This is a genomic window from Ruoffia tabacinasalis, from assembly GCF_005864045.1.
Taxonomy (GTDB): Bacteria; Bacillota; Bacilli; order Lactobacillales; family Aerococcaceae; genus Ruoffia; species Ruoffia tabacinasalis.
In genome coordinates this window covers 1-15,079 of sequence record NZ_VBSP01000052.1, presented here as the reverse complement: position 1 = coordinate 15,079, position 15,079 = coordinate 1, and the positions used below count along the sequence as shown (strand labels likewise).

General features: G+C 34.2%; 15 protein-coding genes, 1 rRNA gene and 1 pseudogene. 15 read left to right on the top strand and 2 right to left on the bottom strand.

The genetic code is table 11. The annotated features are described in order from the left end of the window. Positions 1–149: 149 nt before the first annotated feature. From rrf to FEZ33_RS10530, 8 genes are all read left to right on the top strand, one after another. Positions 150–265, top strand: a 5S ribosomal RNA gene (gene rrf, locus FEZ33_RS10560). 87 nt (positions 266–352) lie between these two features. Next, on the top strand, positions 353–1,552 hold the full coding sequence (gene queG / locus FEZ33_RS10555) for a tRNA epoxyqueuosine(34) reductase QueG (RefSeq protein WP_138405351.1): 1,200 nt from the start codon (positions 353–355) through the stop codon (positions 1,550–1,552). A gap of 54 nt (positions 1,553–1,606) precedes the next feature. After that, complete coding sequence (locus tag FEZ33_RS12505; protein ID WP_171031375.1) at positions 1,607–1,945, top strand: DUF6198 family protein; 339 nt, start codon at positions 1,607–1,609, stop codon at positions 1,943–1,945. Between the two features lie 93 nt (positions 1,946–2,038). Beyond that, entirely contained in the window at positions 2,039–2,569 is a 531-nt protein-coding gene (locus tag FEZ33_RS10550; RefSeq protein WP_138405350.1) for a M20/M25/M40 family metallo-hydrolase, read from the top strand. A 298-nt stretch (positions 2,570–2,867) separates the two neighbouring features. After that, positions 2,868–3,614 (top strand): DeoR/GlpR family DNA-binding transcription regulator, encoded by a 747-nt coding sequence (locus FEZ33_RS10545; protein WP_212746698.1) that lies wholly within the window; start codon positions 2,868–2,870, stop codon positions 3,612–3,614. 3 nt (positions 3,615–3,617) lie between these two features. Next, the gene (gene pfkB, locus FEZ33_RS10540; RefSeq protein WP_138405348.1) at positions 3,618–4,541 is read left to right on the top strand and encodes a 1-phosphofructokinase; all 924 of its coding nucleotides are present in this window, start codon (positions 3,618–3,620) and stop codon (positions 4,539–4,541) included. Position 4,542: 1 nt separating this feature from the next. After that, positions 4,543–6,513, top strand: a complete 1,971-nt coding sequence (locus tag FEZ33_RS10535) for a PTS fructose transporter subunit IIABC (protein WP_138405347.1) — start codon at positions 4,543–4,545, stop codon at positions 6,511–6,513. 728 nt (positions 6,514–7,241) lie between these two features. After that, positions 7,242–7,802, top strand: coding sequence for a hypothetical protein (locus FEZ33_RS10530; protein WP_138405346.1), 561 nt, complete (start codon positions 7,242–7,244; stop codon positions 7,800–7,802). 198 nt (positions 7,803–8,000) lie between these two features. Here the strand turns inward: FEZ33_RS10530 and FEZ33_RS10525 are convergent, their stop codons facing one another. Next, a complete protein-coding gene (locus FEZ33_RS10525) occupies positions 8,001–8,903 on the bottom strand; it encodes a helix-turn-helix domain-containing protein (protein ID WP_138405345.1) in 903 nt (300 codons plus the stop codon). Positions 8,904–9,573: 670 nt separating this feature from the next. Between FEZ33_RS10525 and FEZ33_RS12500 the strand changes: the two genes are divergently transcribed. From FEZ33_RS12500 to FEZ33_RS10495, 7 genes are all read left to right on the top strand, one after another. Beyond that, a complete protein-coding gene (locus tag FEZ33_RS12500; protein WP_171031374.1) occupies positions 9,574–9,747 on the top strand; it encodes a hypothetical protein in 174 nt (57 codons plus the stop codon). A gap of 2 nt (positions 9,748–9,749) precedes the next feature. Then, entirely contained in the window at positions 9,750–10,451 is a 702-nt protein-coding gene (locus FEZ33_RS10520; RefSeq protein ID WP_138405344.1) for a DUF6895 family protein, read from the top strand. Between the two features lie 2 nt (positions 10,452–10,453). Next, positions 10,454–10,879: a hypothetical protein gene (locus FEZ33_RS10515; RefSeq protein ID WP_138405343.1), complete on the top strand. Its 426-nt coding sequence runs from the start codon at positions 10,454–10,456 to the stop codon at positions 10,877–10,879. Positions 10,880–10,884: 5 nt separating this feature from the next. After that, a complete protein-coding gene (locus FEZ33_RS10510; protein WP_138405342.1) occupies positions 10,885–12,636 on the top strand; it encodes an ABC transporter ATP-binding protein in 1,752 nt (583 codons plus the stop codon). A 166-nt stretch (positions 12,637–12,802) separates the two neighbouring features. Further along, a complete protein-coding gene (locus tag FEZ33_RS13015) occupies positions 12,803–12,898 on the top strand; it encodes a GNAT family N-acetyltransferase (RefSeq protein WP_138405341.1) in 96 nt (31 codons plus the stop codon). Between the two features lie 531 nt (positions 12,899–13,429). After that, the gene (locus tag FEZ33_RS10500) at positions 13,430–14,035 is read left to right on the top strand and encodes a hypothetical protein (protein WP_138405340.1); all 606 of its coding nucleotides are present in this window, start codon (positions 13,430–13,432) and stop codon (positions 14,033–14,035) included. 141 nt (positions 14,036–14,176) lie between these two features. Further along, the gene (locus FEZ33_RS10495) at positions 14,177–14,689 is read left to right on the top strand and encodes a GNAT family N-acetyltransferase (protein WP_138405339.1); all 513 of its coding nucleotides are present in this window, start codon (positions 14,177–14,179) and stop codon (positions 14,687–14,689) included. A gap of 106 nt (positions 14,690–14,795) precedes the next feature. On the opposite strand, the pseudogene FEZ33_RS10490 reads toward FEZ33_RS10495, so the two are convergent. After that, positions 14,796–14,936 (bottom strand): annotated as a pseudogene (locus FEZ33_RS10490) (transposase); the annotation flags it as partial. Positions 14,937–15,079 lie beyond the last annotated feature (143 nt).

Genomic DNA, 15,079 nt, shown 5'->3' with positions numbered 1-15,079 from the left:
CGAAGTGGAAGTGCAGTAATGTACGGAGCGGACGAGTACTAATCGGTCGAGGACTTAACCACGAACCAATTCAGGTTTAGCAGGTAAGAAAACATAATGTTGATATTCAGTTTTGAGTGATCTAAGAGATTACTTATATACAGACAATGTGTGGTGATGGTAGCAAGAAGGACACACCTGTTCCCATGCCGAACACAGCAGTTAAGCTTCTTAGCGCCGATGGTAGTTGGACCTTTGGTCCTGTGAGAGTAGGTCGTTGCCATGCATTGTTTAATTGAGAGCAGAGCCCGAGGGTTCTGTTCTTTTTTTGTTTAGATATTTTCCTTCTAATATATTGGTCAGATGATATAATATGATTAACATTAGGAGTCGATTTGTGGAGGTGACTGATTTGAACCAACAACTAAAGGAAAAGATTAAGTTAAAAGCTGAAGAACTCGGGATTGATAAAATTGGTTTTACACATGCGGAGCCATTTTATACTTTAGAAGATCGCTTGAAGCAGCAAAGAGCTGCAGGACATAATTCCGGCTTTGAACATAAGAACATTGAAGAAAGAATTTATCCTGAGAAGATTTTTGAACAACCAAAGTCAATTATTGCGATTGCTTTAGCATATCCCTCTCGCATGAAGAAGCCACGGTCAGAGAAAGGTAAACCTAGAGGTGAGTTTGCGCGTGCGTCGTGGGGAACGGATTACCATCATATTCTCAATGACCGAATGAATAATCTCATTGCCTACATTAAAGAAGCTGCAGATGAGGAGAATATTGGTTCAGTTGATTTTAAACCGATGGTGGATACTGGAGAACTTGTTGACGTTGCGGTTGCTCAGCGGGCAGGGCTTGGCTTTATAGGGCGCAATGGCTTGTTGATTACTGAAGAGTTCGGTTCATTTGTGTACTTAGGTGAAATCATTACGAATATTGATTTTGAAGCGGATGAAGAAGTACCTTTTGGTTGTGGCGATTGCATGAAGTGTATTGATGCATGTCCTACAGGTGCTTTACTTGGGGACGGTCGTATTAATGCCCAAGTCTGTCTCTCATATCAGACACAGACTAAAGGATATATGCCAGATGAATTCCGGAAGAAGATGGGTCGTGTGATTTATGGATGTGATATTTGCCAAGTTGTTTGTCCTTATAATCGCGGAATAAATACGCCCCATCATGAAGAAATGGAACCTGACCCAGAACTAACAAATCCAGTACTTGAACCTTTATTGGATATATCAAACCGTGAATTTAAAGAGAGCTTTGGCAAAATGGCCGGATCTTGGCGTGGTAAGAAACCACTTCAGAGAAATGCGATTATCGCTTTAGCGAATTACCGTGAAAAGTCTGCCATTCCTAAGTTACTGCAAGTCATTGAAACAGATCCTCGTCCAATGATTCGTGGGACGGCTGCGTGGGCAATTGCTAAGATAACTGAAGAGTCACCGAATCAAGAATTAATATTGTTCTTAGAGGAGATGCGTGAAAAGGAAGACGAAACAGAAACAATCGCTGAATTTAATAAAGCGTTAAATATACTTAGAACAAATATGTAAGCCATGAAGATACATCTTTCAATTAGTGAGATGTATCTTTATTATTATAATGAAATGGAAGGGGTTACACTTGGAAAGAGCTTTCCTTTGTTGCAATATTTTCAAATAAATGTGTTGTTTGTATTAAGAGTTTCAGTAGATTTTTGGAGACCGAAGATTCAAAATTTTGAGTTGAAACACTTTCTTTGGCAACTTATTGCGGTTGTTATAGGTTGTTTTACCATCGTTTTAATTATTATGATACAATTGAAAGCAGATTTTGTGAACAATCCAGGGGAAGGAATTGTAAAGGCGATTGCTCTACGCTGTAACCCGGAGTTGTTCAGTAAGATAAAGGTGCCTTTAGATTTGAGTTTTGTGACAATCGCGGTTATATTATCCTGGCCCATTTAGGTCGTATTATGGGTGTGGGTATTGGTACGCTAGTCTCAGCTGTTTTAGTCGAACATTTTATGCGAATCATTCAAAGGATTAAAGAGTTTTAAAATGTTAAAAGAATTATATGTCATGTCACCCCATGTCTTTGAAAATTTTTATAGTCAAGAGTCACAAGAGACAATCGCTGAATATTGTGATATTTTGGCACCAGTTATGTCCAAAGGTGAATTGATAAAAAATACTGAAATATTAAATGATGAAACACGAGAGTTTATTCATAAGAAGATTGAACAAATTGCGCACGGAATTGGTGCAGCTCTGGATGTAGAATGTGTAGTGACCTACGACTTTAAATATCCACCTGTAACTAATGATTCGCAAGTAACAACTGAAGTTGTGAACTCGCTGGAAGAAATTTTCCCAGATCAGTTAGTTGAAGTTGAAGAGCCATTAATGGGCGGTGAAGACTACGCGTACTATCTATATGAAGCACCCGGGACTTTCCTCTTCTTATCAAATCCATCTAATATTGAAGGCAAGTTCCACGGACACCACCACGCGAAGTTTGATGTGGACGAATCACTATTCTATATGGCGACAGCGGCATTTGTAAAAGTAGCATTGGATTATTTAAATTAAAATGTATATAAATGGCTAACCGAATTAGGTTGGCCATTATTTTTTTAAAAATAAGTTGGGATTGTGTGGAATCACTAGCTCGCGCCCTTGAGCTGGCGAATCCAGTCGAACTTCGCTAGCTCGTGCCCTTGAGCTGGTGAATCCAGTCGAACTTCGCTAGCTCGTGCCCTTGAGCTGGTGAATCCACATATCACCTCCGTATTTATGATTGAATTTGAATGAATGTAACGTTATTTGAAATAAAATGATTGATTTATGATTGATTTTGGTGTATCTTATTAGTAAGGAAGTGATGAAAATGCTTACAGAGGAGAGATATCAAGCGATTCGCAAGTTACTTGCGGATAATTCAATTGTGAAGCTACAAGAAATCGTTGAAGCAACGGAGGCTTCTGAATCCACAGCGAGACGAGATCTATCTCAGTTAGAAGAGTTAGGCGAGTTAGTGAGAGTTCATGGGGGCGCTAAACGCATTTTCTCAGTAGATACGGAGCCAAGTGTAAAAGAAAAGTCACAGCAATTTATGACTGAAAAGGAACATATAGGAAAGTACGCAGCGACGTTAATAGAAATGAATGATTTTATATATATAGACGCTGGAACATCGACACTTTCAATGTTGCCTTTTATCAAAGCGGAAAATATTACAGTTGTGACGAATGGTCTAGAAATTGCGAATATTTTAACAGACATGGATATACAGACGATTTTAGTTGGTGGGTTTATCAAGCCTAAAACACGCGCAATGATTGGAACTGACGCGAAAAATCAATTGAAACAGTATCAATTCTCGAAAGCTTTTATGGGTACAAACGGAATTGATATTCAGTACGGTTTTACAACGCCTGATCGTGAGGAGGCGAGTGTTAAGCAGACAGCTATTCATCAAGCGAATCAAGTTTATGTACTTTCTGATAGTAGTAAGTTTGATAAAGTATCATTTTGTCGAATAGTTGAACTGGAAGATGCATCGATTATTACAAATACATTGCCAGAACCCGTGAGATTAAAATACGAAAAATATACAAAAGTGAAGGAAGTTTAAGGAATGCTATATACAATTACATTTAATCCCGCAGTGGATTTAGTTATGAATACAGATGTGATTCACCTAGGTGAATTGAATCGCGTGAAGCGAGATGAATATGTGGCTGGAGGTAAGGGGATTAACATGTCCGTTCTCTTAAAGCGACTAGGACATCACAATATTGCGACAGGCTTTTTAGGAGGCTTCTCAGGCGATTTTATTCAAAAATCATTAAAAGAAGAAGGTGTGCAACCTGAATTTGTTAACATTGATGCAATTACGCGCATTAATGTCAAAATAAAAGCAGATCAAGAAACTGAAATTAATGCTAATGGACCTGTTATTCAAGAGCAGGATATTCAGAAGTTATTTAATTATTTCAATGAAGTATTAGTCAAAGGAGATACGGTTTTACTAGCCGGTAATGCTGCGCCAGGTATGAATAGCGACCATTACGTTAAAGTGGCTGAGTTATGCGCAAGTAAACAGGTTGATTTTGTATTGGATTCGAATAAAGATCTTTTAACCGCTTGTTTAGTACATAAGCCATTTTTAATCAAACCGAATGCGCAAGAGCTCAGTGAAATCTTCAATGTCAAGGTAGATTCAATTGAAGAAGTGATTCATTACGGTAAAATGCTCCAAGAAAAAGGCGCGCGTAATGTTATCGTGTCATTAGGTGGCGACGGCGCAGTGTTACTCACAGAGACGGGAGAAGTGCATCAATCTTCAGTGCCTAAAGGCGAAGTCATCAATTCCGTAGGCGCCGGAGATTCAATGGTCGCAGGCTTTATAGCAAAATATATTGAAAGTGGTCAGTACGAGGACAGTTTAAAACAAGGAGCGGCATCAGGAAGTGCGACGGCATTTTCAGTTGGAATCGCTACAAAAGAATTGATAGATCAATTAATCAAAGAAATAGAAATAAAAAGGATAGGTGGATAAAATGAAACTAGCACAATTATTTGTAAAAGATGCGATGGATTTAACTTTATCAACAACAGATAAAGCAAGTACTTTACGTCATTTGGCAGAACAATTCGCCAAAGCAGGTGGCGTGAGTGATGTTGGCAGTTATGTTGAGAAACTAGAAGCGCGTGAAGCCCAATCTACAACAGGTGTAGGAGACGAAATTGCGATTCCACATGCTCAAGATGCTTCAATTAAAGAAGCAGCGATTGTTTTTGCTCGCTCACAAGAAGGAATTGAATGGGAGTCATTCGATGGTCAACCAGCAAAATTAATCTTTATGATTGCTGCACCTGAAGGTGGCGGAGAACATCTACAAGCTTTAGCAAAATTATCAAGTATCTTAATGAATCCAGAAGCAAAACAAGCTTTACTTGATGCTCAAACTCAAGAAGATGTTGTAAATATCATTGCGGAATATGAAGCAGAAAAAGAAGAAGAAAACCAAGCAAAAGAAACAGTTGCTGCAGTAGATACTCAAGCACAAGACGCGGATGATGTATACTTATTAGCTGTAACGGCATGTCCAACAGGGATTGCGCATACTTATATGGCGGAAGAGAAACTGAATCAAGCAGCGGATAAAGCCGGTTATGCGATTAAAGTTGAGACAAATGGGCAAACAGGTGTTGGTAATAAATTAACGAAAGCGGATATTGAACGCGCAACAGCGATTATTGTAGCAGCTGACAAGCAAGTAGATATGGCGCGCTTTAATGGTAAACCAGTTATTATAACAAAAGTAGCCGACGGAATTAATAAAGCCGATGAATTAGTGAAGCGTGCCGCAAATGCTGATGCGCGTATTTATCACGCGAGTCAATATGATCAGTCAGCCGACGATTCTGAGGAGAATGAATCTTTAGGACGTCAGTTCTATAAACACTTAATGAACGGTGTATCTCATATGTTACCGTTCGTCGTCGCAGGTGGGATTTTAGCCGCTTTATCATTCTTCTGGGGAATCAACTCAGCGAATCCAGATGATGCAAGTTATAATGCGATTGCTCATACTTTAAAAACTTTCGGAGATTTATCTTTCGCTATGATGTTACCAGTACTAGCAGGTTATGTTGGGCAATCTATTGCTGATCGACCTGGTTTAGTGATTGGTTTCATGGGTGGGGTTTTTGCTAACCCAAGTATTCTAACAGCCTTTAATGCCGGTGGAATCTTTGAAGATGCAGTTGCATCAGGATTCTTAGGTGCTTTAGTCGCTGGTTTCTTAGCGGGTGGAATTGTTTGGTGCTTACGTAAAGGCTTAAGTTGGTTACCAAAATCACTGGAAGGTATGAAGCCAATCTTCTTATATCCTGTGCTAGGTGTTCTAGCCATGGGTCTCATCATGTTTTTTATCGTGAATGCACCCATGGGAGCAGTCATGTTAGGTTTACAAGACTTATTAACAAGTATTCCTTCTGAATTATCTGTAGTTCTAGGTTTTGTTGCTGCGGCTATGATGTCAATTGATATGGGTGGGCCGCTTAATAAAGCTGCTTATGTTACTGGTACAGCTTTGGTTACAGCATCAAATGGTGCAGGTTCAGATGTGATGGCAGCCGTTATGATCGGTGGGATGGTTCCCCCGTTAGCGATTGCTATTTCAGCAACATTTAATAAAAATCTTTGGGCGCCAGAACAACATAACAGTGCTTTAGTGAACTATGTGATGGGAGCGGCTTTCATTACTGAAGGAGCTATTCCATTCGCAGCATCGAATCCACTTCGAGTGATTCCTTCATTAGCAGTAGGTAGTGGGGTTGCTGGAGCATTAAGTATGTTATTTGGTAGTGTGAGTTATGTTCCTCACGGCGGAATCTTTGCGGTTCTTGCCGGTGGTGTAACGAATCCATGGATGTATCTCGTGGCTTGGCTTGCTGGTGGGATTGTCGGAGCTATCTTATTAAGTGTGTTAGTAAAGAAACCGGCTGAAGAATTAGCTGAGTAATAAAATCAAAAAAATATCAATACCCCTCGCTTTAGAATTTATGTCTAGAGATGAGGGGTTTTTAGTTTTTATAAATATAGTTTAACAAGTGATTATAGGATATTTAAAATTTGTATCAGGGATGTGTAAGTGCATCATAAAATAATACATCAACTCGATTGTTTTATAGAAAGTGAAATAGCTTTTTGAAAAATTAAACGCAGTCAACGACCGAAACGGTTATCATAGCAATTAAATTGGAAACAGTTAAGTTGTAATGATTCCAAAGCTGGTATCGAGAATAATATTTTCTTGTTGTTAGATGTGAATTTAATGATGATTTTTTTGAAATTGTAGTTGTGTAGCCTAATAAAGCCTAGTTTATGCATATTGATATACTTCCTCAAAAGTAGATACATTGAAAATGTCAACGACTTTTCGGGAGGAATTTTATATCACCTAATAGAATCGAAATAAATTCTCAAAAATCACCTTATTTAAAGTTTAAAATAATTAACTAGGGTTGTTTATAGTTGATTTTATTATATAATAAAATTATAAATTAACCGCTTCCATTAACTATACAAAATTCATGCCTATTTATATGACTGAGATTATAGATTTTGATTCTTCGTATATAAAGGTAAAAAATGAACAATTTCATTGTTTTGTGTAGTAGTACACTATTTCATAATGTCATTTAGTTATTAAAGGTTAACTTATTAATAAGAATCGAAAGGATAATAAAAATGAAAAAAAGTATACGATTTATTATAGCAATTTGTGTTCTATTTACATTTGGTAATTTAGAACAAAATATTGTATTCGCAAATAGTGATGAAGAGTTTGATATTGATGGCATATATATGACCGATGAGGATTCTGCGATTAAAGGGTATATATTTTCAGAAGAAGAAGTTGTATTGTTATTAAATGACCTAGACTCATATACAACTGAAACAACAAATCGAAAGTTGGTTACAGATGATCTTGGAGCTTATTTAACTAATAATAATCAACTAACTAAGTTATCAGATCCGACTAAAAATAATGATACATCTGAGGACAGACCTACTATTGAATATGTGGACGAGGAGTCAAATGAAAAATATGAAGAATACGCTTTACATGTTTTCATCATTACGAATCCAACTTATCGGTATTCAGAGAATAATGGCAGTTGGACATTAAGAGTAGGAGATCAGAGAATTAATTCTTTAGAGTTTAGCGAAGATTTTTCAGAAGTTGTTGATGAGTTTGATGTGATGTATAAACTAACTGAAGATAAAGAGACAGATAAAAATAATTAATTCGGATATTTAATCTTTCTACAATAATGATAGAACATAATATGCAGTGTTGCTTGATAAGTCTGTAGTGCCTGAACGATGGATAAATTTGTTGAAAAAAGTAGTTAAGCAGTTGGCGGAATAAATATAAGAATACACTTAAATTTGAACTATTCAAACTTAAGTGTATTTTTGTATGATTAAGACTATTAGTTTGCGTCACATTAAATCGAAAGTATTAATGTGATGTTTTTCTTTGATGATATTAACAAATTCATCCAGAGATTTAGAATGAGCTCTTGCTGTGTGCTCGTCATTAAAATGATACATTAATTCGATTGCTTTTTCAGATACTCTAAGGCCAGATTGATATTGACCTTGAGAAATTGTGTAAAGACCTTTCAAAAAAGATAATTTATTCTTATCGTAGTATAGTTGTGTATCTTGTATTAATTTCTCAGTTTCGTGAATATAAATTTTTACAGTAGGTAAATTATCAGACTGACCTTCGCGTAATATCATCCATATTTGATTCATGTAAATCTTAGAAAAAGTCTGTCGTAGTTTATTACTTTCCATATTATTACTAATGTGATGCTCGACTTTGGTTAACCAATGAGGATAAACTTGTTCTGTAAGAAAGGGTAATAAATTAATTATTAGGTTTAGTTCATAAGTCATCCATTCCTCAACACTATCCAGATAATTCAAAATTCTGTCTAAAGGTTCAGTGTTTTGAATTTTTTTTATTTTATAGATGTGTAATATAATGAAATCAATGTTGTGCTTGTGTCTGATATTACCTGATTTGCTAAAATAGTCCGTCTCTTGTTTATAAAGTAAGTTAAGTAAATAAAGATCATCATGTAGTATTGCCGTAGATAGTTTTGAAAGTAATTGTTTTTGATCTAGCATTTGATTGTTAATGATTAAATAACCTATTTCTTTAGAGGAAAGATTTAATTGATAAGATATTTCTCTAAATTTGTCCACTGATAAGTTAGACTTTCCATTCTCAACTAAGGAAATGAATCCTTTAGTAATATTTTCGGTTACCAGATCTTGCTGTGTCATTTTTTTACTTAGCCTAATTACTTTAAGTCTGTGGCCAATTGAATCCATAGATAGCCTCCTTTAAGTTATTAATGCATAGTTTAATATATTTAACAAGGAAAGTCTAATTTTTTTGAAGATTATGATTAGAATAATGTGATGTGCACTAATGACAGTTTAATATAGTTAACGAGGCTTGCTTATAATCATTTTTGAGAGATAATATTAATATAGAAAGTGAATGCTTTCCAACTTGTTACTTGATGGAGGTGAATAATAATAAGATATCTTAATCGATTTTTTTTAGTGATTCTGATTTTTGTTGCATGCAATTTAAGTTATAACTCTAATGATAGACAGATTATAATTTCTGATATTATAGAAATTATTGATATTGACTCTGAAAATACGTTTCCAAAAAGTATGAAAAAGGTAATTCTATCTTAAATGAAAAAATGACTTGATATTAAATGTATCTAACTTAATTAGTGTCTAATTAAATATAGGTTATTTGTACTTTAATTTACAACAAAAATATTCATTAAGTTAATTAAAAAAATATATTCTTAGTATAGAAAATCATAGTAATTAGTATAAAGCATATTTTGTGAAATCTATAGTGTAAGAAGAATAATAAACAAGATAACGTAATATCTGCGACATACACAGATTAGATAGAATTTAAAGTGCTGTGTTAAAAAATCACAGTAAAATATATATATACGAGAAGAATTAAACAATGGAAAAAAATTATATGAATAAATTAAAAAACAAATTCAATGGTGCAAAATTTGATATTGAGCCAAATGGAGTTTTTGCTTCTGTAAAATTACTAACGACTGATTATATGTTAGAATTTGAACTAAAAAAACCTCAAAAAGACCTCTTAAATATGGATTGGTCAATAAACTAATTATGTTAGATTTTAATAAAGATAGTAAGTCTGAAGCTGAATATTATCAAATTTTATTGTATAGTAAGGATAAGATACATTATTCAAAAGCATTGAAATATATGTACGAATTTTATTTGAATAATCAATCTATTGAAGAAAAAATTGAATATTTAACTTATAATAATTTTCCTAATTATCGTATTTCAGAAGTATTGGCGATTGACTCGTTGTACAATAAAGAAAATAATAGCGAAAATATGCAACAATCATGTTTTAATAGCTTTCTGTATAAACTGATTAAAGATAAGAATCTTTTAGTATTGTTAGTAAACAGAAATTATATATATTCAATTACGCATACCATTTTTTACTGTACTTACTTCAATTGTACAAATTTTTGTTTTGAAGAAGATTATTCAGAGTTAGTAAAAATATTGACGGACTGTTTATTAATATCAATAAGAAAAGGAGACATTGATGTTCTTTTAGAAGTGGCTGTTTGTGTCTATATTTTAAATTTGTCTGGTAAAGTAGATCGCTTAATTATGGAGATGACATTTCAAACAATTAAAGACAATCAAGCAAAAGACGGATTTATATATCCTACAACAATGAGTAAGCAAAACTTTACCAATCATAAAGAACAGTTTGATTATGTTTATCATACAACTCTTGTAGGTAAATTACTGAAAGAGGTTATTGAAATGTCAAGGGCAATTTAAAATTGACTCCAGATACAATTATAAGTAATAAACAGAGAATTAAAGAATATTTATCAGTGAATGAATATATGTTATCCCCGAAAAGTGCAATACAAGTACTTGAGGGTTTTAGAGGAGAAGTCATTTCTTCTTTTTTATATAATCTTAGTAGGTTTGATGAATTAACCTTGAAGCAATTAAGTTGTTTAAAATCATGTAATCATGTAGTAAAAGCAATTATTATTGATCAATTATTTAGAAATGAGTTAGAGGATATATTAAAAACCTTAATCATTGCTTATTTTGTTCTTTCACACACAGACTTAATTTTTTTGATTAATTTATTACATTCCCTTTTGATATTTAATCCAGATTATTCACTCAATTCCCAAGAGAAAGAATTATATAAGCATTACAATCCCATCTTACAGCAATTAATGAAGGAGTAGATTAAATGAAAAAGCGAATTATAAAAGCCACGCCCATACTGATTATAAGTTTAATAATTATTTTTCTTTCAAGTATTGTTGGCGTGTTGATACCGATATCTGTAAGTGCATTGGTGGAGGAAGTTCGCTTAATCAACTTTCTATCGCCGATTGTTTTAACTATTATTTTATTTATTCTTCAAGCAATTATGGTAGCAGTGGGTCATACAATGATGGCACGTGATGGAGATTATCAAATTAAGCACATGCGAAATAGTTTTATGAATAGATTACTTCACGCCCCAAAGGCTTTTTTTGATTTAAATAGTCCTAGTGAGTTAGCGAATAGAATTATTAATGATACTAATCACATTCAACAATTCATTACACAATCATTACCAACATTTATCTCAAGTATTGTGACGGTAGTAGGTACACTCATCGCTTTACTGTTTTTAGACTGGCAATTAACTAGCATACTTCTAATATCTTTACCACTCGTTGCAATTCCTTTGATTCCTTTAACGAAATTAAGTTCTCGTTACTCAATTCGACAACAAAACTCTTTGAGTAGACTGAGTAGCTTGATTTTAGAATATTTACAAAATATGTCTTTAATAAAGAGTAGTGTAGCTGAGGAATTCGCATACAAGGAAGTTCAAGGTTATACTGAAGACTTAAGGCATATTTCATCAAAAAACACTACACTATATGCAGTTGTACAACCTATTGGGTTACTTCTTATATTTGGTTCAATTGCCTTAATCTTCAGTTATGGCGGTCTAAGGGTTAACCAGGGAACTCTATCAGTAGGAACTTTAATTTCATTTTTAATTTATTTATTTCAATTAATTAATCCTTTAGGATCTTTTTCAGGTTTTTTTGCCCAAAAAGGGAAGATGGAAGGGGCCATACAGAAGCTATCGAAAATACAAGATATTGAGGTAGAAAATCTGGATGAAGGCAAACTATTCAATTACGGAGAAATTAATTTTATAGATGTATCATTTGGTTATCCAAAGATAAACACGAATTCAGAGGAATTAATTGTGAATATGAAATCAATATATTCTGATGAATTAAACCTAATGCCCATTTTGGAAGGTGTTAGCATGACTTTTAAAGAAGGAGAGAAGACTGCGATTGTAGGTCCTTCTGGTGGAGGGAAGTCAACAATATTAAATCTATTAATGCAATTTTATCCCATTAAAAATGGTAAGATTATCTCAAAAGAGAATGAGATTGATTCTTTTAAACTATCTGATTGGCGCGACAACATCTCCATTGTATCTCAAGATATTTCAATTCTCAGTGGAACTATAAGAGAAAATTTAGTATTTGGTTTAGATTACTCTCCAAGTGAAAATCAAATTCAGTACGCAATTCGATTCGCTCATCTAGAAGAAACGATAGCAAAGCTGCATGATGGGCTAGAAACGGTGGTAGGGGAAGCAGGGTCAAGACTTTCAGGTGGACAAAAGCAAAGAATACATATTGCTCGAGCTGTCCTAAGAGACACACCAATCCTCTTGCTAGATGAAGCGACGTCAAACTTAGATGCGGATGCGGAGTATCAAATCAATCAGAGTTTACAAAGATTAATGGGTTCAAAAACGACGATTGTTGTTGCGCATCGCCTCTCAACGATTATGGATGCGGATAATATTTATTTTATTGATAATAAAAAAGTAACTGGAAGTGGAACTCATTCAGAATTACTTAAAACGCACGCTTCATACGCAAGATTTGTGAAAGAACAATTATTGAGTAATGAATAGTCAGCTCAATACATCATTTTAGTATAATAAACAGACCAAGGCGATAAAGATGACAGAGCTTATTCAATGCAAGATAAGTGATGTTGAACAGTTACAAGTTATTAGCATTAAAATGTTTATTGATACATTCAAAGACCAAAATACCGAAGAAGACTTAAAGGTGTAATTGGACCGAATTTATGTACTCCCTCAGCATAAGCGTAAAGGCTATGGGAACCAGCTACTGGAATTCGCTCACGCTCGTGCAAAGGAACTTAACTGAACTGGAATTTGGATAGGGGCGTGGGAATACAATTATAATGCGTTGGCTTTCTATGAGAAGATGGGCTACCAACGGGTTGGTTACAACGGGGTGTATATCGGAAACGACGCGCAAGTGGATTATATTATGCTGAAAGAATTATAGAAGGTACCTTGATTATTAGAATGAATTCTAATGATAAGGGTGTTTTAATATTCTCTGATATCAAGACAGGGCTTTTTGTGCTGTTATATCAACATTTACGTGATATTGAAGTGCGCCTCAAATAAATTAATTAGAAATAAATGAGATAAAAAGGCTGTTTTTTAATTTATAATCATTTATACTAATCTCAAATAAAAGCAAAGGAGCCTACTCATGAATAATCTAAACTCATTACAATTAAATAGCTTATTATTAGACGCAGCATTATTACTCAGGTTCTATGTGGTGTGCTAATTAAGCATGTCCCGCAATGGACATTATATTTACAAAATAATTACATAAGTTGAATGACAATTAAGGGCTTAGAGGTACAAGGGGGTAAAAAGTATGAAAAATAAATATCTATTATCATTTGTTATATTTTTATTGATTATTTCTATTAGTTCTATTCAAGTTTCAGCTGATGGATTGGGCGAACTTGTTAAGTTAACCGATGAACAACAAGAGATATTTTCTTTACTTCGCTTAAGACAAACTAATTTCTATTCAATCGATTATGAAAACTCAAATTCATCATATATTATACGATGGGAAAAATTACAAAATGATGGAAATTGGCAGGCGATGGAATTAATAAATGAAAAACATGATGGCGGTAATTTACAGGTGGCGATAAATCTTGAGGATTTTATTCGTATAGGTATTCGATCAGAGGATGGCACATTAAATACTTATGAATTTCTTTCTTCAAGTTTGCCTAATCGTATTGAGAGAGAGAATAGCAGAGAATCTTTATCAGGCGATTGGAAAGATACTATTGAGATAGAAGCTAATAATCGGGAGCCATTAACAATCCTTATTTTAGCAGACTCTAATCATATGTACTCTTTAAATTACGAAGAAATCAATTCTGATTATGAGAACCCAGAGTTCGATGTGGAAGGCGTAAAGGATGTATTTGCGCTGACAATTGAATTTGTAGAGACAGAGTAATAATTTTCCTTGTGAAGAAGCCAACCGAACAGTTGGCGGAATAAGTATAGTATAACAACCTTCATTCTTAGGAAATATGTTAAGGATGGAGGATTTTTTGTTATAATTAATGAGTGAGTATTATGTAACGAGGTGATAAAGATGGCAGAACTAGTTAAATGCAAACCAAGTGATGTTGAACAATTACGCGATATTAGTATTGAAACGTTTGTTGATACATTCAAAGATCAAAATACTGAAGAGGATTTAAAAGAATATTTAGACCGAGCATACAATACTAAGCAACTTACGTCTGAAATCAACCAGGTTGGTACAGATTTTTATTTTCTGAAGGATTCAGACTTGGTCGTTGGCTACTTAAAGCTGAATATTGATGATGCGCAATCAGAGAAAGATAATCCGCTAGCATTAGAAGTGGAACGAATTTATGTACTACCACAGCATAAGCGTAAAGGATATGGAAAGCTTTTATTAGAGTTTGCTTACTTGCGTGCAAAAGAACTTAACCGAACTGGTATTTGGTTAGGGGTCTGGGAGCATAATTATAATGCCTTAGCTTTCTATAAGAAGATGGGCTTCCAACGAGTTGGTGAGCATACTTTCATTATGGGAGACGATGCGCAAGTGGATTATATTATGCTAAAAGAGTTATAGAAGGCACTCTCATTATTAGATTGGATTCTAATGATGAGAGTGTTTTTAATTTTATAAAATTAAAGGCTCTTTGTCAAATAGGGTTGATGACTCATTTTAATCAAGATCAAGCAGCATAGGTTGTTGCTTGATCTTTTTTATTTGTCTGAGGGACATATAATCGCGTCATAAGTAAAATACGGTCTCTAAAATGACTGTAATTTCGATAGCCGTAGGCTGTTCGTTTCAATACTTTAATTTTATTATGAGTATTGCGGACGTTTTTTACCAGTAGTGCGGTTCTTTTTACCACTCTTTGCGGGAAGATTTACCAATGTCTGCGGAATAGTTTACCAGTAATAATTAAATGACCCCATTTCTACTCAACTTTTGAGTAGAAATGGGGTCAAC

Bases quoted from the DNA above. Each gene is read 5' to 3' on its own strand.
- queG (WP_138405351.1), top strand. From the start codon at position 353: ATGATTAACATTAGGAGTCGATTTGTGGAGGTGACTGATTTGAACCAA.
- FEZ33_RS10545 (WP_212746698.1), top strand. From the start codon at position 2,868: ATGCTTACAGAGGAGAGATATCAAGCGATTCGCAAGTTACTTGCGGAT.
- FEZ33_RS10550 (WP_138405350.1), top strand. From the start codon at position 2,039: ATGTTAAAAGAATTATATGTCATGTCACCCCATGTCTTTGAAAATTTT.
- FEZ33_RS12505 (WP_171031375.1), top strand. From the start codon at position 1,607: ATGGAAGGGGTTACACTTGGAAAGAGCTTTCCTTTGTTGCAATATTTT.
- FEZ33_RS10525 (WP_138405345.1), bottom strand. From the start codon at position 8,903: ATGGATTCAATTGGCCACAGACTTAAAGTAATTAGGCTAAGTAAAAAA.
- FEZ33_RS10510 (WP_138405342.1), top strand. From the start codon at position 10,885: ATGAAAAAGCGAATTATAAAAGCCACGCCCATACTGATTATAAGTTTA.
- FEZ33_RS10520 (WP_138405344.1), top strand. From the start codon at position 9,750: ATGTTAGATTTTAATAAAGATAGTAAGTCTGAAGCTGAATATTATCAA.
- FEZ33_RS10530 (WP_138405346.1), top strand. From the start codon at position 7,242: ATGAAAAAAAGTATACGATTTATTATAGCAATTTGTGTTCTATTTACA.
- FEZ33_RS10495 (WP_138405339.1), top strand. From the start codon at position 14,177: ATGGCAGAACTAGTTAAATGCAAACCAAGTGATGTTGAACAATTACGC.
- pfkB (WP_138405348.1), top strand. From the start codon at position 3,618: ATGCTATATACAATTACATTTAATCCCGCAGTGGATTTAGTTATGAAT.
- FEZ33_RS10535 (WP_138405347.1), top strand. From the start codon at position 4,543: ATGAAACTAGCACAATTATTTGTAAAAGATGCGATGGATTTAACTTTA.
- FEZ33_RS12500 (WP_171031374.1), top strand. From the start codon at position 9,574: ATGGAAAAAAATTATATGAATAAATTAAAAAACAAATTCAATGGTGCA.
- FEZ33_RS10500 (WP_138405340.1), top strand. From the start codon at position 13,430: ATGAAAAATAAATATCTATTATCATTTGTTATATTTTTATTGATTATT.